Source organism: Streptomyces sp. NPDC036815 (assembly GCF_055609205.1).
In genome coordinates this window covers 120745-143190 of the sequence record NZ_JBVJPW010000020.1, presented here as the reverse complement: position 1 = coordinate 143190, position 22446 = coordinate 120745, and the positions used below count along the sequence as shown (strand labels likewise).

The following is a 22446-nucleotide window of genomic DNA, read 5'->3' as shown; positions in this document are numbered from 1 at the left end:
ATGAAGGGGGCGGCACCCGTGTGGTGCCGCCCCCTTCATGACGTTCATGGCCGAATTGCACGGGGTTCCCTCTTCAACTTCCCTTCAAACTCTGTTGCGCAAAAGTGGGGTGGACGGCTCGGTCCGCCCGTAGCAGGGTGTGCCCCGAAGACCTGGCCGAGCGCACAACACGGCAACACGGCAGCACGGCACCCGAAGGACGGAAGGGAGCGGTGAAGCGATGACCGAGCAGGCAGACCCGGCACGGGACCCAGGAGCGAGCGGGCCCGGCCCCGACGGAATGGGATTCACCTACCGAGGAGCCGAGCAGGAACTGATCGTCGTCGCCCGGCCCGAGGCCCGGCTCCGCGCGGGCGAGCAGGACGTCCGGTCGGCCTCCGGCGCCGACGTGTCGGCCCTGAACATGTTCCTGTCCGACGAACAGCTCACCCTGGAGCCCCTGTTCGGCAACGAGGAGCGGCTGCGGGCCGCGGCGCCGCCGGGGACGGGCGAGGAGGACCTGCCCGACCTGGCCCTCTTCTACCGCGTCCGGGGCGGCGATGACCGGTCCGAGGAGCTGAGCTCGCGGATGGCGGCGCTGCCGGGCATCGACACGGCCTACGTGAAGCCGGGCGCCGTACCCGCCTCCATCGAACCCTCGCCGACCCGGCCGCAGGACCTCGACGAGTCGGCCCGGCGCCGCAAGGAGGGCATGCCCGTCACGCCCGACTTCACCAGCCGCCAGGGGTACTTGGACCCGGCGCCCGAGGGCATCGACGCGCGCTGGGCGTGGCAGCGCCTCGGCGGCTCGGGCGAGGGCGTCACCGTCATCGACATGGAGGGCGCCTGGCAGCTGCGCCACGAGGACCTCGCCGCGAAGCTCGCGGGCGTCGTCGTCGGCAGCCCCATCGAGGACCTGGCCTGGCGCAACCACGGCACGTCGGTGATCGGCGTCATCGGCGGCGACCGCAACAGCCTCGGCGTCACCGGCATCGCGCCGGAGGCCGTGACGGCGGTCGCCTCGTTCCAGCCCCTCGGTACGGCGGCCACCCTCCACGCGGCGGCCGAACGGCTGAACCGCGGCGACATCATCCTGCTCGAACTGCACCGCCCCGGGCCGAAGTTCGACTTCGAGGCGCGCGACGACCAGAAGGGCTACATCGCCATCGAGTGGTGGCCCGACGACTACGCCGCGGTCCGGCACGCCACCGCGAAGGGCGTGCTCGTCGTGGGCGCGGCGGGCAACGGCGCCGAGTCGCTGGACGACGCGGTCTACGAGCGGCGCCCCGACGGCTTCCCGTCCTGGTGGCGCAACCCCTTCAACCCGGGCAACCGCTCCTCCGGCGCGGTCCTGGTCGGGGCGGGCGCGCCCCCGCCCGGCACCCACGGGCGCGACCACGGCCCCGACCGCTCGCGCCTGGCGTTCTCCAACTACGGCGCCCGCGTGGACGCGCAGGGCTGGGGCCGTGAGACCACCACGACCGGCGGCTCCTGGAACGGGCCCGGCGATCTGCAGGGCGGCGCCGAGGAGCTCGCCTGGTACACGGACACGTTCTCCGGCACGTCCTCCGCGTCGCCGATCGTCGTCGGCGCCCTGGCCGCGCTGCAGGGCATCCTGAAGGCGGCGGGCCGGCCCCCGATGACCCCGGACCGGGCCCGCGAGGTGCTGCGCTCCACGGGTTCGCCGCAGCAGGACGCGCCGGGCAGGCCCGCGTCGCAGCGGATCGGCAACCGCCCCGACATCAAGGCCGCGGTCACGCACCTGCTGCCGTCCGCGGTGGGTTCGGGGCAGGCCGAGCAGTACTGGGACGAGCTCCTCCCGTATCCGCCGGAACTCCCGCCGCGGCTGCGGCTGTTCGTGGCCGGGGAGTGGCGCAACCTCGCCAACCCCTCCCCCGAGACGCGCCAAGCGGTGCACGCCGCCTTCGCGGGAGGCCGTCCGGACGTCCGGGTCTGGTTCTCGGACGACGAGATCGTCGGCCTGGTCGTCACGGGCTGACCCAAAGCGGCACGACAGCACGACCGCGACAGCACGACCGCACTCAGCACTCAGCACTGCTGAAGGACCCAACCATTGAGGGAAGGTGGCACACGCATGAGCACCACCCCGCAGATGAGTCAGATGGGCCAGCAACAAGAACGGCAGTACGGCCAGCAGCAGTACGGCCAGCAGCAGAGCCCGACCACGGCCCCGCCGCAGCAGGGCCGCCAGCAGCAGTACCAGCAGCAGCCCTTCAGCCCGCAGCAGCCCTTCGGCCAGCAGCAGTCCGGCCCCCAGCAGGGAATCCAGGGGCAGCAGGGCCAGCAGGGCATGCAGCAGGTGCCGCCGCAGCTGCGCCAGCAGCTCGGCCAGCTCGGCCAGCAGCAGCCGTTCCAGCACCTGCTCCAGCAGTTCGGTCAGGGGCCGGAGCAGATCTCCCAGGCCCAGCAGCCGCAGGGACAGATCCCGCAGGCGCAGGCACCGGAGATCTCGACCCAGGCCCTCCAGTCCAACGTCGCGACGGCGTTCTGGGACGTCGTCCAGCCGCTCCCGGGTCAGGCGTCGATCCTCTACCTGTACATCGCCAACGCCTGGCGCGCGTACGTCGGCCCCGGTCCGCGGAGCCACGACCAGGTCCAGGAGGCGTTCGCCTACGGACACCAGGTGATCGGGTACTACGACGGCAACAACCCCGACTACCTGCTGGCCATCGTGATCACCAAGTGATCCGCACGAACGTCACGCGTCTCGCGTGAACGTACGGCGGCGCCGGGCGGAGACCTTCCCGCCCGGCGCCGCTCTCCTGTCCCCGACCGGCTACCCGGCCGGCCGCGCGCAGGTGAACCGGGCCGCGGCCCAGTCCCCGTGGTCCCCGCTCCTGGAGCCGTTGGTGTCGGTCACCTTCAGCCGCACGTGCCGGGCACCGCGCACGTCGACGTCGACCGGGACGGTCGCCGACGCACCCGTCACCTTCGGCGAGGTCCACAGCACCTCGCCGTCGGCCTCGACCGAGAAGGCCACCTCTCCGTAGCCGTTGATCTCGTCGTCGATGCCCGCGTCCGCGGTGAACTTCGAGCAGCGTCCGCCCGGGTAGACCTCGATGACGGAGTCGGCGTGGGCGCCGATCCCCTTCTCGTACGTCTTGCCCGCGAGGGTCAGGGTGCGGCCGTCGCTCGCGCCCGACTCGCCGTTGCTGCGGTCGCGTTCGGCGGGTCCGTAGCCGTTGGTGGACGTCAGCCACGTCATGTCGCTCGCCCAGGTGTCCTGCTCCGGCGCCTCGGGCATCACGCCGAGCGAGAACCGCCCGGTGGCGGTGCGCTCCTGGCCCGCCGCACGGTAGCGGGCGCTCGCGGTGAGCGGCAGGTCGCCGGGGGCCGCGTCGCCGGCCGGGGTGACGGCCAGTTCGACGCGGCGCGTGGTGCCCGCCGGGATCCGGCCGACCTCGGCGGCGGTGACGGTCCAGCCCTTCGGCGCGTCGAGCGTGACGTCGACGCCGGTGGCGTCCCTGGTGCCGGCCGTGACGTCCACGGCGACCTTGCCGGGCGTGCCCGCGCCGAGCTCCTGGCCCGCCGGGACGCTCACCGCGGCGTTCGCGCCGGGTACCGCGCCGCCGACGGCGCTGGTGTCGTCGAGCGTCAGCTCGAAGGAGCGGTCGGTGCGCCGGGAGGCCGTCTTCACCTTCACGACGCCGCCCCGGTCGTCCCGGTCGTAGAACCAGCCCTGCCGGGCGCTGTCGTACGCGCCGCGCGACGCGAGCCGCGGCAGCCGGTGCCCGTCGAGCGCGACCCGGCTCGGCGCGTCGCCGGTGTGCAGCGTGAACGCGTAGGGCCTGCTCGCCTGCTTGCCCCGGAACTCGCCCTTGCTCGCGCCGATCCGCACGCTCACGTCACCCGCGCCCGAGCGCGGCGCCCGCACGTCGGCGCGCTGCGTGGCGTACTTTCCGGCGCGGTGGGCCCGGGTCACGCCGTCGTCCTCGTACAGCTCGAAGGAGGACCTGCCCTGCGGGTAGATGTCCCAGGCGAGTGGGGAGTCCGCCGTCCGGTCCCGGTAGGAGCGGATGCCGCCGGGCCACATCGGCACGCTCGCGCCGCCCTTGACGAAGAGGGGCAGCGTGTCGAGGGGCGCGCTGTAGCCGTCGACCGTGGTCGGCCCCTGGTAGGTCCGCCCGGTCCAGTAGTCGGTCCAGGTGCCCTCGGGCAGGTAGATGCCGTCGCGCGTGGTGGTGTCCCGGTAGACGGGTGCGACGAGGAAGTCCTCGCCGGTCAGGAACTCGTACTTGGCGGCGTCGGTCGCGGCCTTGGTGTCATGGGGGTACTCCAGGGCCAGCGGACGGACGGCGCCCACGCCGGTCTCCGTCGCCTCGTGGGCGTACGAGTAGAGGTAGGGCAGCAGCGACTCGTGCAGCTTGAGGTACTTGCGGTTGATGGAGGTGTGGGGCTCCCCCTGCCGGAAGGGCTGCTTGTCGCTGGCGGCCCAGCCGTCCATCGTCATCGTGACGGGCAGGAACATCTTCCACTGCAGATCGCGTACGTACGTCTGGGGACTGCCGCCGAAGATGCCGTCGACGTCACCGGTCGTGTACGCCATGCCGGACATGGTGGACCCGGCGTACGTGGGGATCTGCCAGCGGATGTACTCCCAGCTGCCGCTCTGGTCGCCGGACCACTGCACGCCGCAGCGCTGCGCGCCGGACCAGCTCTCGGGCGCCCAGGTGAAGCCGCGGGCGTCGCTGTTGTCCTCGATGCCCTGGTACGCGTCCTTGCAGCCGTCGAGCGCCTTCTTGTAGCCGTCGCCGACCCAGGCGACGTCGAGCTTGGCGACGCGCTGGCCCGCCTTGACCTGCTCGGCGATCTTGTCGAGGCCGTCCTCGGTCCACAGGCCCATCTTCATCTTGCGTTCGGCCAGGCCCTTGGAGGTCTCGGCGAGGTTCTCGTAGCCGCAGCCGTAGCCGTCGTTGACGAGCATCCAGCCGTTGGGCATGTCGTTCTCGACGTAACCGTCGGCGACGTCGAGGGAGTCCAGGGTGTGGCGCTCGCCGCGGTTGGCGTTGTGCAGATAGCAGTCGGCGTCGCCGATCTCCATGCCGTAGACCGGCGGCATGAAGGGCTTGCCGGTGAGTTTCGTGTACTGCCCGATGACGTCCTTGGCCGCGTCGCCGCCGCGCCCCGCGAAGTAGTAGGCGTCGAAGCGCTGTTCCTTCGCGGTGGCGGTCACCGGCTCGGCGAAGTCGTAGGTGTTGGGGGCGTAGGTGTTGCGGAAGACGCCGTATCCGGCCGAAGAGAGGTAGAACGGGACGGAGTTGGGGTGGCCGCCGTCGTCCCACTCGTAGTCGACGCTGACCTCGACCTTCTTGCCGCGGTGCGAGGTGTTGCCGCGGCCGTTCTGCATCCCGGCGCCGTAGAACTGCTCGTCGGCGCCGCGTGCCAGGCTCTGCGTGGTGGTGTCCTTCGTCCAGGACAGGCCCTTGGACTCGGCCCAGACCCGGCTGCCGTCGGCGCGGTACAGGGCGAAGCGCAGCGGCGACTTGTAGGCGCGCAGCGTCACCTCGGAGGTGCTCAGCTCGTACCGGTCGCCCTTGTCCGCCCACGTGGTGCGCGGCGCCTTGCCCTGCGGCAGGACGATGTCCTTGCCCGTCGGGTCGGTGAACCTTCCGTCGGGCGCGAGTTCGAGCCGGAACGTCTCGGCCGACACGAAGCTGACGCGGGCCTCGGCCTTGCCCGCGGACAGGCGGTAGACGGACCCCTCGTGGGCGAATCCGGTGACGTCGCCGACGGTGGTCGCGGGTTCGTCGACGGCCTGCGAGGAACCGACACCGGGCCCGGCGAACACCGCGAGGAGGCCCAGCAGAGCGGCCGCGGCCGCCGATCTGAAGCGCGTGGGAGATCTCATGGCGGAGGTCTAGCGCGTCAACGGGTGCCATGGCCATGGACTTTGCTGGGCCGCTCCTGGATTTCCGGAGCGGCCCATTCGGGTTTGAAGCCCGTCCGGCGATTGAGGACGGGCCCGAAGGGCGGTCGACCTCAGCGAGGACGACCGCTACAGGGCCACACCGAGCAGCGCGTCCACGGCACGGGAGACGACACCGGGTGCGCCCTCGTCCGTTCCGCCGGTGGCAGCCTGACCCGCGGCCCACCGGTCGACCGCCGCGAGAGCGGCAGGCGCGTCCAGGTCGTTGGCGAGGGCCTCGCGGATCTCCTCGACGAGCCCTTCCGCGCCGGGCCCGTCGGGACGGGACACCGCCGCACGCCACCGGCCGAGCCGCTCGACGGCCTCCGCCAGAACCGCGTCGGTCCACTCCCAGTCCGCGCGGTAGTGGTGCGCGAGGAGGGCGAGGCGGATGGCGGCCGGGTCGACCCCGTCGCGCCGCAGCGCCGAGACGAAGACGAGGTTGCCCTTGGACTTGGACATCTTCGCGCCGTCGAGGGCGACCATCCCGGCGTGGACGTACGCCTTGGCGAAGGGGAACTCGCCGGTCAGGGCCTGCGCGTGCGAGGCACCCATCTCGTGGTGCGGGAAGGCGAGGTCGGACCCGCCGCCCTGCACGTCGAAGCCCATGCCGAGGTGGTCGAGGGCGATGGCCACGCACTCGATGTGCCAGCCGGGGCGGCCGCGGCCGAGCGAGGCGCCGTCCCAGCTCGGCTCGCCCTCACGGGCGGCCATCCACAGCATCGGGTCGAGCGGGTCCTTCTTGCCCGGCCGGTCCGGGTCGCCGCCGCGCTCGGCGGAGAGCAGCTTCATCGCGGCGGCGTCGAGACCGGAGACCTCACCGAAGTGCGGGTCGGACTCGACGGAGAAGTAGACGTCGCCCTCCAGCTCGTAGGCGGCGCCCATGTCCCGGAGGCGTTCGACGAGCGGCACGATGCCGGGTATCGACTCGACGGCTCCGATGTAGTGCTGCGGCGGGAGCAGTCGCAGGGCGGTCATGTCCTCGCGGAACAGAGCGGTCTCGCCCTCGGCGAGCTCGACCCAGTCCTTGCCGTCGCGGATGGCGCGTTCCAGGAGCGGGTCGTCCACGTCGGTCACGTTCTGGACGTAGTGAACCTGCCGCTTGGTGTCGAGCCACACGCGCTGCACGAGGTCGAACGCGTTGTAGGTCGCCGCGTGTCCCATGTGGGTGGCGTCGTACGGAGTGATGCCGCAGACGTAGATACGGGCGACGGGACCGGGGTCAAGGGTGACGAGGCCACCGGTCGCGGTGTCGTGGATCCGGAGGTCGCGGCCCTTGCCAGGAAGGGCGGGGACCTCAGAAGCGGGCCAGGCATGCATGCTCTGAGCCTAACCGGACGGGGCGTCCGTATACGAGTGGGGATCAACGAAACGGTGATCGGTTCGTCACGCCCCGGCCGCCCGGATGGGGTGCGCGGGCCCCTGCGAACTACACCGGCGGCCAGGGAATCGGCGGCCAGTCCCCCGTCGGCTGCGGGTGGCGCCCCGACCGCAGCAGCGCCGCGACACGCTCGCGCAGCGCCTCTGTCTCCGCCGCGGTGATCAGCACGGCGAGCCGCTCGGCCAGCGCGGCCCCCTCCTTGAGCCCGTCCCGCAGCGTCTGCAGCACCTCGACGGCCTCGTCCGTCAGGGGCTCCCCCGCCCACCCCCACAGCAGCGTGCGCAGCTTGTTCTCGGCGTGGAAGGTGACCCCGTGGTCGATGCCGTAGAGGCGGCCGCCGGAGACCAGCAGATGGCCGCCCTTGCGGTCGCTGTTGTTGATCACCGCGTCGAGAACGGCGAGCCGGCGCAGCCGGACGTCGTCCGCGTGCACGAGGAGCGCCGTCCGTTCCTCGTCGACCTGCGCGAAACCGACCGCTTTCCATCCCTCGCCCGGTTCATCGCCGTCGACCAGGGCGAGCAGTTCCGTCTCCTCCTGGTCCTCGATCCACAGCTGGCACATGCCTTCGCCGTGCGGCCCCTCCCGCAGCACGGTCGGCGGCACCAGATCCCAGCCGGTGGCCAGCGACACCTCGTACGCGGCGACCTCGCGCTGGGCGAGCGTCCCGTCGGGGAAGTCCCACAGCGGGCGCTCCCCGGCGACGGGCTTGTAGACGCAGGCGGCTTCCCGGCCCTCGTACGCGACCGTGCAGTAGAGCACCGCGTTCGAGGCCTCGCGGATCCGCCCGCGCACGGTCAGCTCCCCGTGGGTGAGGAGGGCGACGGGATCGGCGCTCACGCGTCCCGCCGGTATCCGTTCTGGCGCGGGCATACGTGTCCTTCCGGGTCGAGCGGGAGGCTGCACAGGGGGCACGGCGGGCGGCCCGCGTTCACGACGTCGAGGGCGCGCTTGGCGAAGGCGCGGGCCTGCGTGCCGGTGAGCCGGACGCGGAGCATCGGCGGGCCGTTCTCCTCGTCCTGCAGAAGCCTTTCCTCGGCGGCGGCCAGGTCGTCGTCGGTGTCGGCGTCCAGCTCGACGAGCGCCTGCGCCTCGACGATCATCCGCTCCTCGTCGCCGTCCCAGGCGAGCGCCATGGTGCCGACGCGGAACTCCTCCTCGACGGGTGAGTGGAGCGGCGCGCTGTCGGCGGTCTCGGCGGGTACGACGGCCGGCACGGCGGCGCTGCCCCCGCTGCGGCGTACGACCTCGTCGAGGAGCTCCTCCATGCGCTCGGCCAACGCGGCCACCTGGGTCTTCTCCAGGGCGACGCTGGTCACCCTGATTCCCGCGGAGGCCTGCAGGAAGAAGGTCCGACGTCCGGGCAGCCCGACCGTTCCCGCGACGAAACGCTCCGGCGGGTCGTAGAGGAACACCTGACGGGACACGTCCTGTCTCCATTGATCGACTGCGAATACGGCTGAACGGCTAGGGACGGGCTGCGCGGGCAGCTCCGGCCCGCCTCACCCTACTGCGGGTGTCGATCACGGGGCGCCCACACCGCCCCCCACCGTGGCGTCGCCGCTCGGCGGCTCCTCGCGCGGCGCCAGCGAGGCGAAGTCACCGGTGTCCCCGAGCCGGACGAGGAAGGGGCGCAGCCGGGTGTAGCGGATGGCCGTGACGGAACAGGGCTCCACGGAGATGCGCTGGAAGAGGTCGAGGTGGAGCCCGAGGGCCTCCGCGACAAGGGACTTGATGATGTCGCCGTGCGAGCACATCAGGTACACGGCGTCCTCGCCGTGTTCGCTCGCCACGCGCGCGTTCCACTCGCGGACCGCCTCCGCGGCCCGTGTCTGCATGGCCCGCATGGACTCGCCGCCGGGGAACGCGGCGGCGGACGGGTGCCGCTGGACGACCTCCATCAGCGGCTCGTCGGTGAGTTCCGCGAGCTTGCGGCCCGACCAGTCGCCGTAGTCGCACTCCCCGATGCGGTCCTCCGTGTGCGCCTGGAGGCCGGGGCGGGCGGCGAGCAGCGGCGCCACGGTCTCCTGGCAGCGTTGCAGGGGGCTCGTGACGACCTCGGCGAGGGGCAGCGCGGAGAGCCGTCCGGGCAGCGCGGCGGCCTGTGCGGCACCGCGCTCGTCGAGGGCCACACCGGGGGTCCACCCGGCGAGCAGGCCTGCGGTGTTGGCGGTGGAGCGTCCGTGCCGGACGAGGATCAGCGTGGGCATGCGGCTCAGCCTAAGCGGCCCAGGGGGTGCAGGACCGGGGTGGGCTGGGAAGAATGCGCGGTGTGATCGTCGACTGTGCCATCTACCGTGAGGGGCGCCGCACCGAAGGCCCCGAAGACTTCTCCGACGCTCTCGACGAGGCGAGGGCGTCGGGCGAGGCGTTCGTGTGGATCGGTCTGCACGAACCGACGGAGGACGAGTTCGACAAGGTCAGCCAGGAGTTCGGGCTGCACCCGCTGGCCGTGGAGGACGCCCTCAAGGCCCACCAGCGGCCCAAGCTGGAGGTCTACGACGACTCGCTCTTCATGGTCCTCAAGCCGGTCGTGTACGAGCCGGACAGCGACACCGTCTCCTCCGGCGAGGTCATGATCTTCATGGGCGACTCGTTCGTGGTGACCGTCCGGCACGGCGAGGGTGCGCCGCTCGGTGTCGTGCGCCACCGCCTGGAGGCCGACCCGGATGTCCTCAAGCACGGCCCGACGAGCGTCCTGTACTCGATCGCCGACGCCTCCGTGGACCACTACCTGGAGGTCGCCGACGAGCTGCAGGCCGACCTGGAGCTCCTGGAGGCGGAGGTCTTCTCGCCGGACGGCGGCAGCGGCTCGCGGAACACGGCGTCGCGGATCTACACCTTCAAGCGGCAGATCCTCGAGTTCCGCCGGGCGACGGGGCCGCTGGCGCTGCCCGTGGCACGCCTCTCCGGAGCGGGCCCCTTCGCCCCGTCCGTGCCGTTCGTGGACGAGACGGCGCAGCCCTTCTTCCGGGACGTCAACGACCATCTGACGCGCGTCAACGAGTCCGTGGAGGGCCTGGACCGGCTGGTGTCGGACATCCTGTCCGCGCACCTGGCGCAGATGAGCGTGCGGCAGAACGACGACATGCGGAAGATCTCGGCGTGGGCGGCGATGGCTGCGGTCCCCACGATGATCGCGGGCATCTACGGCATGAACTTCGACCACATGCCCGAGCTGCACTGGGCGTGGACCTACCCGGCCGTGATCCTCCTGATGGTCGTCCTGGAGATCGTCCTGTACCGGATGTTCAAGCGGCGCGGCTGGCTGTAGCGCCCCGCCCCGCTGTCACGCGAACTCGGGGGCCGAGGTCGCGGCGCCGCCCAGGGCGTCGCGCCGTTCGGGCATCTTCAGGGAGACCATCCGCCGCCAGCCGCCGGCCCGCTCGTAGCCGTACATGGCGTGGATGCCCGCGGCGAGCAGCTGCCGCTTGGCGTGGGGCCAGCCCAGGATGTGGCCCATCCGGTCCATCACGGCGAGACTCACGTCGCGGTAGATCCGGATCTCGGCGAGCGCGCACTCGCGCAGGGTGCGCTGGATGGCGCGGCCGTACCCGGCGTACGCGAACCGCAGCAACTCCTCGTGGCAGTACGCCAGGTGGTTGTCCTCGTCGTGGGAGATCATCCGCACCGCCCGGCCGATGTCCGGGTGGTCGGCGAAGTACTTCAGGAGCAGCCGCATCTGCTCGGAGGCGCGCTGCTCGGTGACTCTGCTGTGCGAGAGGTACGTGACGATGTCCCGCACGGTGAGCGGCTCGTCGGCCTTCAGCCGGTGGTGCGCGAGGCCGATGCCGTGCTTCTCCAGGAGCATCGTGTAGTCGGTCTCGTACGGGACGTCGACCGGCCGCAGGCCGCGCTTCTTCATGAGCGCCTCGAAGATCCTGCCGTGCTTGTCCTCGTCGGCGCCGTGCCGGGCGATCCTGGGGGCGAGGGCGCGCTCGCCCGCCGGGACGAGGGCGGCGATGCGGCCGTTCTCCCAGCCTCCCTGCGCCTCGCCGGAGGCGGCGATGGAGCAGAAGAGCCGGAACGACTCGTCGTGGTCGAGGATCTCCCCGAAGACGCCCTTGGCCGACAGCATCACTGGACCTCCATGCCCTGTGCGCGAACCTCCGCAGACTTACTCAAATGGGAGGTTCCCCATCGGGCAACAGCTGTACGGGCCGACTCGGCCGAACGGAGGACAGGCCGCCGCCACCGGGCCGTAACCGCGGGCCCCGTGGCGCGTTGTTCCCCGTGACGGCCGTGGCGGGGAAGACCCCCCGAGCCCCCACCACGGCCGCGGACTTCTCCTCCTCGCTCCCCAGCCTCTTCGGCTATGCGAGACCGGCGCGCTCCAGGGCCTCGGTACCGGCGCGCAGCGCGGTGAGCCGCTCCTCCAGGGTGAAGCCCGCGGGGGCCAGCGTGAGTGTGGTGACACCGGCCGCGGCGTAGGCCTGCATCCGGTCGGCGATCCGGTCCACGGAACCGAGCAGCGTGGTGGAGTCGATCAGCTGCCGCGGTACGGCGGCGGCCGCTCCGTCCTTGTCGCCGTCCAGGTACTTGTCCTGGATCTCGGCGGCCTCCTTCTCGTACCCCATGCGCTGCGCGAGCTGGTTGTAGAAGTTCTGTTTGCGGCTGCCCATGCCGCCCACGTACAGCGCGGTGTACGGCCGGAACATGTCGGCGAGCGCGTCGACCTGGGAGTCCTCGCCGACGGCCAGCGGCAGCGTCGGGACGACGTCGAAGCCGTCCATCGTCTTTCCGGCCTTCTCGCGCCCGGCGCGCAGGTGGCGGATCGCGGTGTCCTCCAGGTGCTCGGCGGCCGGGAAGATCAGCAGGGCGCCGTCGGCGATCTCGCCGGTCTGCTCCAGGTTCCTGGGGCCGATCGCGGCCACGTACAGCGGGATGTGCTCGCGCTGCGGGTGGACGGTCAGCTTGATGGGCTTGCCGGGGCCGCCGGGCAGCGGCAGCGTCCAGTGCTCGCCCTCGTAGGAGAGGCGCTCACGGGTCATGGCCTTGCGGACGATCTCGACGTACTCCCGCGTGCGGGCCAGCGGCTTGTCGAACTTGACGCCGTACCAGCCCTCGGAGACCTGGGGGCCCGAGACGCCGAGGCCCAGCCGGAAGCGCCCGCCGGAGAGCGAGTCGAGGGTGGCCGCCGTCATGGCGGTCATCGCGGGCTGCCTGGCCGGGATCTGGAAGATCGCGGATCCGATGTCGATGCGTTCGGTCTGCGCCGCCACCCAGGACAGCACCGTCGCGGCGTCCGAACCGTACGCCTCGGCGGCCCAGCAGACCGCATAGCCCAGCTTGTCGGCCTCCTTGGCGACGGCGAGATTGTCCGCGTCCATCCCCGCGCCCCAGTAGCCGAGGTTGATCCCGAGCTGCATGACCGATCCCCTTACCGCTGTACTCATGAGTAACGTCCCTGTGCCGGGGACTGTAGCGCGCGGTCGGCGATCCGTCAGTGACGGAGGGAACGGGTGGGCCGGATCTCCACAGTCGCTGGTTTGTCCACAGGCCCGCCCGTGCCGCGGGCCCGGCCAGTAATCTCAGCGCCCATGGAGCAGAGGCATCTCGGCCGGACCGGCCTGCGCGTGTCCCGCATCGGACTCGGCACCCTCACCTGGGGGCACACCGAGGAGAACGACGCCGCCGAGCTGTTGAAGGTGTTCTGGGAGGCGGGCGGCACCCTCGTCGACACGGCCGACGTGTACGGCGACGGGGAGGCCGAGTACCTGCTCGGGCGCCTGATCGAGCGGCTGGTGCCGCGGCGCGACCTGGTCATCGCGACCAAGGCGGGCAGCGTGCCGGACCCCGAGCGGCGCTTCGACGGCTCCCGGGGCCATCTGCTCGCCGCGCTCGACGCCTCGCTCGTCCGCCTCGGCACGGACCACGTGGACCTGTGGCAGGTGCACGCCTTCGACCCGGCCACCCCTCTCGAAGAGACCCTCCAGGCCCTCGACATAGCCGTCAGCAGCGGGCGGGCCCGCTATGCGGGGGTCTCCAACTTCTGCGGCTGGCAGCTCGCCAAGGCCGCCACCTGGCAGCTCGCCCAGCCGGGCACCCGCACCCGCCTGGCCAGTACGCAGATGGAGTACTCCCTGCTGCAGCGCGGCGTCGAGCGGGAGGTGCTGCCCGCCGCCGTCGACCTGGGCGTGGGACTGCTGCCCTCCTCGCCGCTCGGCCGCGGCGTGCTCACGGGCAAGTACCGGCACGCCACCCCCGCCGACTCGCGCGGCGGCTCCGACCACCTGGCGCCCTTCGTCGCGCCCTACCTCGACGACGCCGCGAGCCGCATCGTCGACGCCCTCGCGACGGCCGCCGACGGGCTCGCGGCCACCCCGCTCCAGGTCGCCCTCGCCTGGGTGCGGGACCGCCCCGGAGTGAGCGCCCCGATCGTCGGCGCGCGCAACGCGCAGCAGCTCACGGCCGCATTGTCAGTGGAGACCCTTAGTCTTCCTGACGAGATCTGCCAGGCGCTCGACGACGTGTCGGCGCCCGTGCACCGCTATCCCGATCACGACTGGAGCACGCTGTGAGTACGGAACCCGCCGCCGCGGAGGACCCCGGGGCCGCTGCCGCGGAACAGACGGAGTCGCCGGGCGCGCAGGACGCCGCGCCGGAGGCGCCGGAGGGCGGTGCCGCCGCCGGGAGCCCTGCCGAGGGCGACGGCGAGGGCACGGACGCGGGCGAGGGCACGGACGCGGCGAAGGGCGAGGGCACCGAGCTGTCCGAGACCGAGGCCGAGATCGCCGCACAGCGGGAGCTGCGGGAGCGCATCGAGCAGCGGAAGGCGTCCAAGGAAGGGCCGATCGCGGCCGGGACGAAGCTGAGCGGCACCGCCGCCGACCTGCTCGCGGCCGTGCGCGCCGTGGAGAGCGGCGAGAAGCCCGTCGCGAGCGCCTTCCGGGAGCCGGCTCCCGCGCCCCGCAGGGCCGCGCCGTCCCACGCACCCGAGCCGGTGCGTCCGCAGCAGCCCGTGGCGGCGCAGGCGCCCGCGGCGCGGACCCTCGAAGCGGTCGGCGTCGTACTGGCCGAGGGCGGCGCACCGGCCGCGCTCGCCGAGCCGACGGCCGCCGCGCTCGGTGACGGCGCCGAGGAGCAACTGCGCGCGGACCCCTGGCAGTTGCTGCGCGTGGCGGGCGTGCGGCCCGAGCAGGCCGACGGGTTCGCGAGGGCCCTGCTCGGCCCGGAGTGCGGGCCCGACGACGAGCGCAGGGGCCGTGCGGTCACCGTATGGCTCCTGGAGCAGGCCGCCGTCGCGGGGCACACCGCGCTCGACGCCACCGCGCTGGCCGCCGCTCTCGGACAGCGCGCGGTGCCGGACCCGGACGCGGCCGTGCAGAGCGCGATCGCCGAGGGGGACGCCTTGGTCTTCCAGGACGCCATCGAAGGCGCGGAGGTGCCCGTCCAGCGCTCCGACGAGGACGCCCGCGAGGGTGAGGACGACGCGGACGGCGAGCCCGAGCGCCCGGTCCGGATCCTGATCGGCCTGGAGCGGTACGCACTGGCGGAGGAGAGCCTCGCCGACGGTCTCGCCCGGGTGATCAACTCGCTGCCCAAGGAGGAGGGTCCGGACTCGGCGGCCGACGGCTGGGAGGCCGCCGCCGCGCGGGCGTCGGGGTCCACGGCCGAGCTGATCCGCGCCGTCGCGGGCCACGGCCTCGTGCTGCACTCCGGCGGCGAGGAGGCCCGCACCGAGCCCGCCGCCCTCGTCGCCGCGGCGACGGCGCTGGGCCTGCGGGTCTGTGCCGCCGCCCACAGCGCCGACGGGCGCCGCCGCCTCGCGCGGGCGGCGGGCGGCGCGGACGGGGCCGCGGAGGACGGCACCGCGGTGACCGTGGCGGGCCTGCTGTCCGGGGCCGAGGGCCCCGGTCGCGACGCGGACGGCGCGCTCGCCCTCGACCTCCTGGTCGTCCTGGACGCGCCGCAGCTGGACGTGGAGACCGCGGCGATGCTCGTCGAGTCCCTGCCGGACGGCGCCCGCCTGGTGCTCAGCGGCGACCCCGGCGTGCTGTGGTCCGCGGGCCCCGGCCGGGTCTTCGCCGACCTCGTCGCCGCACGCTGCTGCCCGCAGATCGTCTCGCGCACCCCGGACCCGGGCCCCATCGGGGAGCTGACGTCCGGCATCGGCATCGGCGAGCTGAACCAGGTCGAGGCGCCCGGCAAGGAGGTCGTCCTCGTCCCGGTGCGCGACGCCGCCGAGGCGATCCACCGCACCGTGCAACTCGTCGCCGACTCGGTGCCGCGGGCGATCGGGGTGCCCGCCGAGCAGACCCAGGTCATCACGCCCGGACACGGCGGAGCCGCGGGCACCCGCGCGCTCAACACCGCGCTGAAGGAACGGCTGAATCCGGGTCCCGGCCGGTTCGGCGGCTTCGACCCCGCCGACCGGGTCGCCCACGTCCCGGCCGCGGGGCGTACGACGCTCGGCCGTGTGGTGCGCGCGGACGCGGAGGGCCTGCACCTGGAGTGCGACGGCGCCCCCGTCGTCGTACCCAAGGAGCGGGTCGAGCGGGAGGTGCGGCACGCGTGGGCGCTCACCGCGCACCAGGCGGCGGGGCTGCGCTGGCCCGCGGTGGTCGTGGTCCTGCCGGGCGACGCGGCACAGGCGCTGACCCGGCCGTGGGTCTATACGGCGTTCACCCGCGGGGAGCGGCATCTCTCGGTCGTACAGGGCGTGGAGCAGGCGCTGCCGCGCGCGGTGGCGGAACGCCTCTGGAAGGACCGTACGACGCGCCTGCAGACGCTGCTGCGCCCGCAGGTGCCCGCGGCGACGGGCTGAGCCTTCGTCGTATCCCCGGTCGTGAGTGCGCTCGCCGCCCCCGAAGGAGCGGCGAGCGCGGGAGTGGGAGCCGAGTGGCGTCGGCGGCGGGCGGGCAGCTCTCAGCGGCCGGCCCCGCGGACCCGCCCCTCTCCGTTCACCTCGCCCGCCGCGTGGACGTCGCCGACGCCCCGGGCATCGTCGTCGTCGGAGAGGACGTCGATCTCGTCGAGGGGCACCGCCACGTCCGGGTCGATGTCGACGTCCGTGTCGAGGCCGTCGAGCGCGTCCTCGTCCAGCTCGTCGTCGAAGACCACGCTGACGTCGAACCTGCAGACCACCCGGTGCGGGTCCGCCTGGTCGAAGGGGGCGTCGAGCCACTCCCCCGGCTCGGCGGGGGTGTCGACCGCGGTGACCCAGAGCGTGGAATCGCCCTCCTCCAGGCCGAACTCCTTGTGCCGGGAGGAGATCTCGTCCGGTTCGAACTCTCCGAAGAGGACGCCGAGCGCGCTGTGCACGGTGTCGGCCGAGCCGCCGGTGCCCCTCCCGCCGCTGTCGAGGTCGGCGACCCGCTGGGCCTGGGCGATCAGCCGCTGCGGCTCCGCCACGGTGTAGTCGCGGCGGATCAGCACGCTCAGCGCGCTCGCCTCGTCCGGGCCCTGGTACGGCGGCAGTGCGTCCTCCGTGCCGGGGATCTCGAAGGGGGTGACCTCGTCGTAGCGGTCGTAGAGGAGTTCGTCGTACTCCTCGGCCGCGGCGGCGAGTTCGTTGAACGCTTCGTAGACGGCAGGGTCGTCCTCGCCCGACCTGCGTTCGACCGCGGCCAGGTGGCGGTCGAGCGCGGTCTTGACCGCCTCGGCGGCGGCGCGTACCTCGGCAGCGGTGGGCTGCGCAGCATCAGACATAGTGCAGACGCTATCCGTACCGAGCCCATGCCCGCACAATAGATGCGATGCCGGAATACGAATTTGTCGACGTGTATGTACCTCGCGGGGTCACCCGCAAGGAAGCCACACGCCTGCTGACGGACCACGCTGAGTACGGACACTGGGAGTTGGACCGCCTGAGACTGCACCCCGACGGCAGTCGTAGGGTGCGGCTGAAACGGAGGATCATCCGCCAGGTACAGGCCACCTGGTGACCCCGGCACGCCGCCGTGCGGTGGGCCGGGAACGGGAAACGGAGCGGGGCCCGCGACGGCGGGGCCCGCTCCGTTCGGCGTGCTCGGACGCGGCGGGTCAGGCGCTCGCGCGCGCCCTCCGGTAGAGCACGGTGCCCGCGAGCAGCGCGCCCGCGCCCACCGGCAGCGCGAGACCGAGCGGCAGCTCGCTGCCCGTCGACGCCAGCTGCGCGGTCCCCTCGGGCTGGGTGAGCTGCGAGACGGCCTCCGGCGGCACGAGCCGCGAGATGCCCGCGGGCGGCGTCAGCTGCTGCGCGCCCGGCCGGTTCGGCATGACGCGGTCCTCCGCGCCGCCCGGCCGGCCCGGGGTGTGCGGCTTGCCGGGGTGACCGGGCTCACCCGGTTCACCGGGCTTGCCCGGATGCCCCGGCTCCCCCGGGTGTCCCGGCTTCCCGGGGTGTCCGGGCTTGCCCGGGTGTCCCGGGCCCGTCGGAGGCTTCTCGCCGCCCGGCGGGGTGACCGTGGAGCCGGACTCATTGGCGCATTCGTTGCCCACGGCGGTGTTGCCGAGGCCGCCGATGGTGACGCTGTTGCCGCAGACGTTCACCGGGACGTCGACCGGCAACTGCACGTTGTTGCCGGAGCCGACACCGGGCGAGTCGCTGCTGTGTCCGCCCGCCTTGGCCCCGCCACCGGACGGCTTGTGCGAACCGCCGCCTCCGCGGGAGGGGTTGGCACAGTGGTTGCCCGACGCCGGGTTGAGGACCCCGACCACGTTCACGGTGTTGCCGCACACGTTGACCGGAGCGTCGACGGGAAGCTGGACGGAGTTGCCCGACAGCACGCCGGGTGAGTCCGAACTGCTGCCGTTGGCCCCCGAGTCCGCGTGTGCGTAACCCCCGGTCCCGGCGAGAACGCCGGTCGCGGCCGCCACGGTGATCAGGCCTTTGCGCGTGACCTGTCGCATAGCTGATTCCTGCCTTTTGCCTGCTGGAATACGTCCGGACGTGCTCGCCAGGACGTGGAATGCCCGTCGGCCCCGGAGAGCGCATGGCGCGCACTCCGGGGCCGACGGACTCAGACCCTCAAGGGGTGAGGCACAACAACGTCACTTGTTGATGCAGGTGTTGCCGAAGGCGGGGTTCAGCAGCCCGATCACGGAGACCGTGTTGCCACAGGCGTTCACCGGCACGTGGACGGGAACCTGGATAACGTTGCCCGAGACGACGCCGGGCGACTTCACGGCGGCACCCTGGGCACCGGCGTCGGCAGCGGCAACGCCCGCACCGGCGAGCACGAGACCACCGGTGGCAGCCACAGCGGCGACGATCTTCTTGATCATTATTCCTCCTTGTTGGCAATGCAGTCCCAGCCGCGGACTGCACCACCTGTAACGAGGAGGAAGTAGTGGGGCTACGAGCCTATGGTCCCTTTCACTCTTTTCAGTCAAGTACGTACGCGCTGGCGATTGTTGGAGAGTCGTTTCAGCACGCAAAGCGGCCGATCCCCGGAAGGATTCGGCCGCATTCCGTCAAGAAGCGTCGATGAACCGGTCGAGCACCCGGACGCCGAACTTCAGACCGTCGACCGGCACCCGCTCGTCGACGCCGTGGAACATGCCCGCGAAGTCCAGCTCCGGCGGCAGCTTCAGCGGCGCGAAGCCGAAGCCGCGGATGCCGAGGTCGTCGAAGGACTTGGCGTCCGTGCCGGCCGAGAGCATGTACGGCACGGCGCGGGCGATCGGGTCCTCGGCCCGCAGGGCGGTCTGCATGGCGTCGACGAGCGCCCCGTCGAAGGTGGTCTCCAGAGCCTTGTCGGCATGCACGTCCTCGCGCTTGACCCGCGGACCGAGAATCCGGTCGAGATCGGCGAGGAACTCCTCCTCGTACCCCGGCAGGTAGCGGCCGTCGACGTGCGCGGTGGCCTGGCCGGGGATCACGTTCACCTTGTACCCGGCGCCCAGTTGCGTCGGGTTCGCGGTGTTCTGCAGGGAGGCGCCGATGAGCTTGGCGATGCCGCCGAGCTTGGCGAGCGTCTCGTCCATGTTCTCCGGGTCGAGCTCGGTGCCGAGGGCGTCGCCGAGCTCGTCGAGGAAGTGCCGCAGCGTCTTGGTGACCCGCACCGGGAACTTGTGCCGCCCCAGGCGCCCGACGGCCTCGGACAGCTCGGTGATCGCGTTGTCCTTGTGGATCATCGAACCGTGACCGGCGGTGCCGTCCACGGTCAGCTTCATCCAGTGCATGCCCTTCTGGGCCGTCTCGACGAGGTAGAGGCGCAGGTTCTCGTTGACCGTGAAGGAGAAGCCGCCGACCTCGCTGATCGCCTCCGTGCACCCCTCGAAGAGGCCGGGGTGGTTGTCGACGAGGTGCCGCGCGCCGTACGTGCCGCCCGCCTCCTCGTCCGCGAGGAAGGCCAGGACGATGTCCCGCGGCGGCTTGCGGCCGCTGCGCATCCGCTCGCGGACGACCGCGAGGGTCATCGCGTCCATGTCCTTCATGTCGACGGCGCCCCGGCCCCACACGCAGCCGTCCGCGATCTCCCCGGAGAAGGGGTGGTGCGTCCAGTCCGCGGCGTTGGCGGGCACGACGTCCGTGTGGCCGTGGATGAGGAGCGCGGGCCGCGACGGGTCCTCGCCCTCGATCCGGGCGACCGTGGAGGCCCTGCCGGGGTGCGACTCGAAGATCTTCGGTTCGAGCCCCACCTCGGCGAGCTTCTCGGCCACGTACTCGGCGGCCTTGCGCTCCCCCGGGCCCGAGTGGTCGCCGTAGTTGCTCGTATCGATCTGGATCAGTTCGCGACAGAGGTCGACGACCTCGTCCTCACCGGTGACGGCCTTGCCCGTGCTGGACCCGCTCACGCTGGTTCCTCCCGCATTCGCTGCTGGTGGTCCCCTTCATCCTCCCTCTCCGGGGCTCCGCACCCAAGGGCGGGCGGGGGTCGTCATCAGCCGTTCACGGGAGACCGGAGGGGTGATCGAGTACCCCTGGAAGCCTGGTAATGTTCTCTGTGTCGCCGCGGGAAACGCCCCGCGAAGACAGACACCTTGTCCGGGTGGCGGAATGGCAGACGCGCTAGCTTGAGGTGCTAGTGTCCTTTATCGGACGTGGGGGTTCAAGTCCCCCCTCGGACACCAGCTGAGACCCCTGTTCATCAGGGGTCTTCTGCATTTTCGGCGTCAGCCGCCGGAGAGTGGCGCGTCCCGCCAGTACGTGTGGTTGCGGCGGGCCGCCCGGGTGTCGTCGTGTCGTTCGCCCAGCGTGGAGCCGTAGCTCTCGGCGAGCTCGGCGAAGGCTGCCGCCGCGCGGTCCGGGTGGCCGCTCACACCGGTCCAGTGGGCGTGCTGCCAGCGGCAGCTGAGCGCGCGGACGTCCGCGGGGCCCAGCGCGCCCGAGGCGTCGACGGAGAGCTCGGCGAACAGGTGGGCGGCGGCCGCGGGGTCCCCGCCGATGCCGGTCCAGCGGGCCTGTTCGTGGCGCGCCTGGAGGGTGTCCGGATGTTGTGGGCCCCGCTCGGCGGCCAGCTCGTCGGCCAGCAGGGTGTACCGCGCCGCGGCATCGCAGGCGCGGCCGCTCTCCCCCTCCGCGTGCGCCAGGGCCTGGTGGGCGAGGAGCGTGAAGTCGTGGCGGGCGCCGAGGACCTGGACGCACTGCCGCGTCAGGACGCGCAGCGCGTCCACCGCTCCCGCCAGGTCGCCGGACTCCGCCAACTCCAGGGCGCCGCGCAGGCGTTCGGGCACGTCGTCGGAGGCCATCGGGCGGAAGGCCGCGTTCGCCGCCAGGGCCAGCTGGTCGCTGGTCCCGGTGCCGCGCCACTGCGGCCTCGGCTCCCCCTTCGCGGCCAGGGTCCGGGCCGTGTGGCGGTAGGCCGCCCCCAGGGTGAGCAGTTCCGGCTCGGCCGCGGAGCCCTCGCGGAGGAACTTGATCAGCTCGCCGGTGAACAGGGTGTGCCGCTCGCCCAGCGGGGCGCGGGCCGGGGTGTTCGCGGGGGCGGAGGCAAGGACGTACGTTCCGGCTATCTCCAGCTGGCCGAAGTAGAGCGAGGCGGCGTCGCCCATGGTGTCGATGGCCCGTCCCGAGAAGCAGCAGTCGAGCAGCAGCACGCGGTTCCTGGCCGGCGCGTACGCCAGTGCCTGGCGGATCAGGTCGAAGCGCAGGCTCGACCAGCCGAGCAGCTTGGTGTCGCTCCCGCTGAGCAGGAGGTGCAGCAGTCCCTGGTCGTCCAGCGCGCCGTGGCCCGCGAAGTAGACGAGGAACATGTCCTCGACCCCGCTCGCGGCACGGCTGAGCGCCTCGCCCACCCGCTGGGGCTCCCTGACGTCGTGCAGCAGGGTGCACCGCTCGTCGGGGAGTGCGCAGTTGCCGGGTCCGGCGAGCAGGTCCCGCAGGTCGTCGAGGTTGTTGCGCACCGCGGGGAGCGGCGGGAGCGCGACGTCGTCGTAGTCGCTGCATCCGATGAGCACCGCCTGCGAGTTTGAGCCACCGGCCAACCTCACGTCGTCCCCCTCTTGCTGCACCGCCCCACTGCCCAAATGATAGCGACGCAACTCATTTGAGGGGCGGCGCTCTTACCGCTGTCCGAGGTTTCGGGCATGCTGGCGAATCCGAAACCGACTGCAACAGGTGGGGGTCGCCATGGGACGCGCGGATGTGGTGGACAACTCGGACGGGTTAGGGCATGAGGGCGGCACGCACCGGGCGTCCGCCGTCTGCACGGCGTTCCAGCAGCTGGTGGCCGATGCCGCCCTCGCCCTGGAGCCGGACAGCTTCGCCGCCGCCGTACGACTGCTGGACTCGGTCAGGGCCGGCGGCAACTGTCTCTACGCGATCGGCAACGGCGGAAGCGCCGCCACGGCGGGCCACCTGGCGTCCGACCTCGCCATGACGTCGGGCCCGCACGCCGCGGGCCTGCGCACGCACGCCCTCACCGGCAACACGCCCCTGCTCACCGCCCTGGCCAACGACATCGGATACGACCGCGTCTTCTCCGAGCAGCTCGCGCGCCTGCTGACCCCCGGCGACGTGGTGGTGGCGATCAGCGTCAGCGGCGACTCCCCGAACATCATCGAAGGCCTCAAGACGGCGCGGGCGCGCGGGGTGCGCTCGGTCGGGCTGCTCGGCGGCTCCGGGGGCGGGGCCGCCGCCCTGGTCGACGTGCCCCTCCTGGTGGACAGTCGCGTGTACGGCGTGGTGGAGACCGTGCATCTGGGCCTGGTGCACTCGCTGGCTCTCGCCCTCGGCACGGGGCGGGGCCACACCCGCGACATCCTGGCTCCCTCGCTCGACGGAACGCAGGGCTGA

19 protein-coding genes and 1 tRNA gene are annotated in these 22446 nt (G+C 72.2%); 8 read left to right on the top strand and 12 right to left on the bottom strand.

Annotated features, from left to right (window positions below):
• Positions 1–220: 220 nt before the first annotated feature.
• Together ACZ69I_RS31100 and ACZ69I_RS31095 are read left to right on the top strand one after the other, a co-directional pair.
• Positions 221–1978 carry a S8 family peptidase gene (locus ACZ69I_RS31100; protein WP_470835903.1) on the top strand — a complete coding sequence of 586 codons (1758 nt, stop codon included), beginning with the start codon at positions 221–223 and terminating at the stop codon, positions 1976–1978.
• Positions 1979–2074: 96 nt separating this feature from the next.
• A complete protein-coding gene (locus ACZ69I_RS31095) occupies positions 2075–2686 on the top strand; it encodes a hypothetical protein (protein ID WP_467680778.1) in 612 nt (203 codons plus the stop codon).
• Between the two features lie 90 nt (positions 2687–2776).
• On the opposite strand, the gene ACZ69I_RS31090 is transcribed toward ACZ69I_RS31095, so the two are convergent.
• The 5 genes from ACZ69I_RS31090 to ACZ69I_RS31070 form a co-directional block, all read right to left on the bottom strand.
• Positions 2777–5848, bottom strand: coding sequence for an NPCBM/NEW2 domain-containing protein (locus tag ACZ69I_RS31090; protein WP_470835902.1), 3072 nt, complete (start codon positions 5846–5848; stop codon positions 2777–2779).
• Between the two features lie 147 nt (positions 5849–5995).
• Positions 5996–7225: a cysteine--1-D-myo-inosityl 2-amino-2-deoxy-alpha-D-glucopyranoside ligase gene (gene mshC, locus ACZ69I_RS31085; protein ID WP_470835901.1), complete on the bottom strand. Its 1230-nt coding sequence runs from the start codon at positions 7223–7225 to the stop codon at positions 5996–5998.
• A gap of 109 nt (positions 7226–7334) precedes the next feature.
• A complete protein-coding gene (locus tag ACZ69I_RS31080) occupies positions 7335–8156 on the bottom strand; it encodes an SCO1664 family protein (RefSeq protein ID WP_470835900.1) in 822 nt (273 codons plus the stop codon).
• Positions 8120–8710, bottom strand: a complete 591-nt coding sequence (locus tag ACZ69I_RS31075) for a DUF3090 domain-containing protein (RefSeq protein WP_467680770.1) — start codon at positions 8708–8710, stop codon at positions 8120–8122. Before ACZ69I_RS31075 ends, ACZ69I_RS31080 begins: the two co-directional genes overlap by 37 nt.
• Before the next feature lie 96 nt (positions 8711–8806).
• Positions 8807–9493 (bottom strand): histidine phosphatase family protein, encoded by a 687-nt coding sequence (locus tag ACZ69I_RS31070; protein ID WP_470835898.1) that lies wholly within the window; start codon positions 9491–9493, stop codon positions 8807–8809.
• Positions 9494–9555: 62 nt separating this feature from the next.
• Here ACZ69I_RS31070 and corA point away from each other — a divergent pair, with 62 nt between their 5' ends.
• The gene (gene corA / locus ACZ69I_RS31065) at positions 9556–10557 is read left to right on the top strand and encodes a magnesium/cobalt transporter CorA (protein ID WP_470835897.1); all 1002 of its coding nucleotides are present in this window, start codon (positions 9556–9558) and stop codon (positions 10555–10557) included.
• 15 nt (positions 10558–10572) lie between these two features.
• Here the strand turns inward: corA and ACZ69I_RS31060 are convergent, their stop codons facing one another.
• Both ACZ69I_RS31060 and ACZ69I_RS31055 read right to left on the bottom strand, forming a co-directional pair.
• On the bottom strand, positions 10573–11361 hold the full coding sequence (locus tag ACZ69I_RS31060; RefSeq protein WP_470835896.1) for a ferritin-like domain-containing protein: 789 nt from the start codon (positions 11359–11361) through the stop codon (positions 10573–10575).
• A gap of 235 nt (positions 11362–11596) precedes the next feature.
• Positions 11597–12652: an LLM class F420-dependent oxidoreductase gene (locus ACZ69I_RS31055; protein ID WP_470835894.1), complete on the bottom strand. Its 1056-nt coding sequence runs from the start codon at positions 12650–12652 to the stop codon at positions 11597–11599.
• Between the two features lie 171 nt (positions 12653–12823).
• Between ACZ69I_RS31055 and ACZ69I_RS31050 the strand changes: the two genes are divergently transcribed.
• Positions 12824–13804, top strand: coding sequence for an aldo/keto reductase (locus tag ACZ69I_RS31050; protein ID WP_467680760.1), 981 nt, complete (start codon positions 12824–12826; stop codon positions 13802–13804).
• The gene (locus ACZ69I_RS31045) at positions 13801–16050 is read left to right on the top strand and encodes a helix-hairpin-helix domain-containing protein (protein ID WP_467680758.1); all 2250 of its coding nucleotides are present in this window, start codon (positions 13801–13803) and stop codon (positions 16048–16050) included. Before ACZ69I_RS31050 ends, ACZ69I_RS31045 begins: the two co-directional genes overlap by 4 nt.
• 101 nt (positions 16051–16151) lie before the next feature.
• On the opposite strand, the gene ACZ69I_RS31040 is transcribed toward ACZ69I_RS31045, so the two are convergent.
• Positions 16152–16934 (bottom strand): hypothetical protein, encoded by a 783-nt coding sequence (locus ACZ69I_RS31040; protein ID WP_470835892.1) that lies wholly within the window; start codon positions 16932–16934, stop codon positions 16152–16154.
• 47 nt (positions 16935–16981) lie between these two features.
• Here ACZ69I_RS31040 and ACZ69I_RS31035 point away from each other — a divergent pair, with 47 nt between their 5' ends.
• Positions 16982–17170, top strand: coding sequence for a DUF5703 family protein (locus tag ACZ69I_RS31035; RefSeq protein ID WP_389717222.1), 189 nt, complete (start codon positions 16982–16984; stop codon positions 17168–17170).
• Positions 17171–17267: 97 nt separating this feature from the next.
• Here the strand turns inward: ACZ69I_RS31035 and ACZ69I_RS31030 are convergent, their stop codons facing one another.
• From ACZ69I_RS31030 to ACZ69I_RS31020, 3 genes are all read right to left on the bottom strand, one after another.
• A complete protein-coding gene (locus ACZ69I_RS31030) occupies positions 17268–18116 on the bottom strand; it encodes a chaplin (protein WP_470835891.1) in 849 nt (282 codons plus the stop codon).
• A 141-nt stretch (positions 18117–18257) separates the two neighbouring features.
• Complete coding sequence (locus ACZ69I_RS31025) at positions 18258–18491, bottom strand: chaplin (RefSeq protein WP_389717219.1); 234 nt, start codon at positions 18489–18491, stop codon at positions 18258–18260.
• Between the two features lie 189 nt (positions 18492–18680).
• Positions 18681–20006 carry a M20/M25/M40 family metallo-hydrolase gene (locus tag ACZ69I_RS31020; protein WP_389717217.1) on the bottom strand — a complete coding sequence of 442 codons (1326 nt, stop codon included), beginning with the start codon at positions 20004–20006 and terminating at the stop codon, positions 18681–18683.
• A 188-nt stretch (positions 20007–20194) separates the two neighbouring features.
• Between ACZ69I_RS31020 and ACZ69I_RS31015 the strand changes: the two genes are divergently transcribed.
• Positions 20195–20282 (top strand) — tRNA-Leu (locus ACZ69I_RS31015).
• A 42-nt stretch (positions 20283–20324) separates the two neighbouring features.
• Here the strand turns inward: ACZ69I_RS31015 and ACZ69I_RS31010 are convergent.
• Positions 20325–21608 (bottom strand): caspase family protein, encoded by a 1284-nt coding sequence (locus ACZ69I_RS31010; RefSeq protein ID WP_470835890.1) that lies wholly within the window; start codon positions 21606–21608, stop codon positions 20325–20327.
• A gap of 172 nt (positions 21609–21780) precedes the next feature.
• Here ACZ69I_RS31010 and ACZ69I_RS31005 point away from each other — a divergent pair, with 172 nt between their 5' ends.
• Positions 21781–22446, top strand: a complete 666-nt coding sequence (locus tag ACZ69I_RS31005) for an SIS domain-containing protein (RefSeq protein ID WP_470835888.1) — start codon at positions 21781–21783, stop codon at positions 22444–22446.

Excerpts from the sequence above, each read along its gene's own strand:
- ACZ69I_RS31100 (WP_470835903.1), top strand. The coding sequence starts at position 221 with ATGACCGAGCAGGCAGACCCGGCACGGGACCCAGGAGCGAGCGGGCCC.
- ACZ69I_RS31095 (WP_467680778.1), top strand. The coding sequence starts at position 2,075 with ATGAGCACCACCCCGCAGATGAGTCAGATGGGCCAGCAACAAGAACGG.
- ACZ69I_RS31090 (WP_470835902.1), bottom strand. The coding sequence starts at position 5,848 with ATGAGATCTCCCACGCGCTTCAGATCGGCGGCCGCGGCCGCTCTGCTG.
- mshC (WP_470835901.1), bottom strand. The coding sequence starts at position 7,225 with ATGCATGCCTGGCCCGCTTCTGAGGTCCCCGCCCTTCCTGGCAAGGGC.
- ACZ69I_RS31080 (WP_470835900.1), bottom strand. The coding sequence starts at position 8,156 with ATGCCCGCGCCAGAACGGATACCGGCGGGACGCGTGAGCGCCGATCCC.
- ACZ69I_RS31070 (WP_470835898.1), bottom strand. The coding sequence starts at position 9,493 with ATGCCCACGCTGATCCTCGTCCGGCACGGACGCTCCACCGCCAACACC.
- ACZ69I_RS31060 (WP_470835896.1), bottom strand. The coding sequence starts at position 11,361 with ATGCTGTCGGCCAAGGGCGTCTTCGGGGAGATCCTCGACCACGACGAG.
- ACZ69I_RS31055 (WP_470835894.1), bottom strand. The coding sequence starts at position 12,652 with ATGCAGCTCGGGATCAACCTCGGCTACTGGGGCGCGGGGATGGACGCG.
- ACZ69I_RS31050 (WP_467680760.1), top strand. The coding sequence starts at position 12,824 with ATGGAGCAGAGGCATCTCGGCCGGACCGGCCTGCGCGTGTCCCGCATC.
- ACZ69I_RS31040 (WP_470835892.1), bottom strand. The coding sequence starts at position 16,934 with ATGTCTGATGCTGCGCAGCCCACCGCTGCCGAGGTACGCGCCGCCGCC.
- ACZ69I_RS31035 (WP_389717222.1), top strand. The coding sequence starts at position 16,982 with ATGCCGGAATACGAATTTGTCGACGTGTATGTACCTCGCGGGGTCACC.
- ACZ69I_RS31030 (WP_470835891.1), bottom strand. The coding sequence starts at position 18,116 with ATGCGACAGGTCACGCGCAAAGGCCTGATCACCGTGGCGGCCGCGACC.
- ACZ69I_RS31025 (WP_389717219.1), bottom strand. The coding sequence starts at position 18,491 with ATGATCAAGAAGATCGTCGCCGCTGTGGCTGCCACCGGTGGTCTCGTG.
- ACZ69I_RS31005 (WP_470835888.1), top strand. The coding sequence starts at position 21,781 with ATGGGACGCGCGGATGTGGTGGACAACTCGGACGGGTTAGGGCATGAG.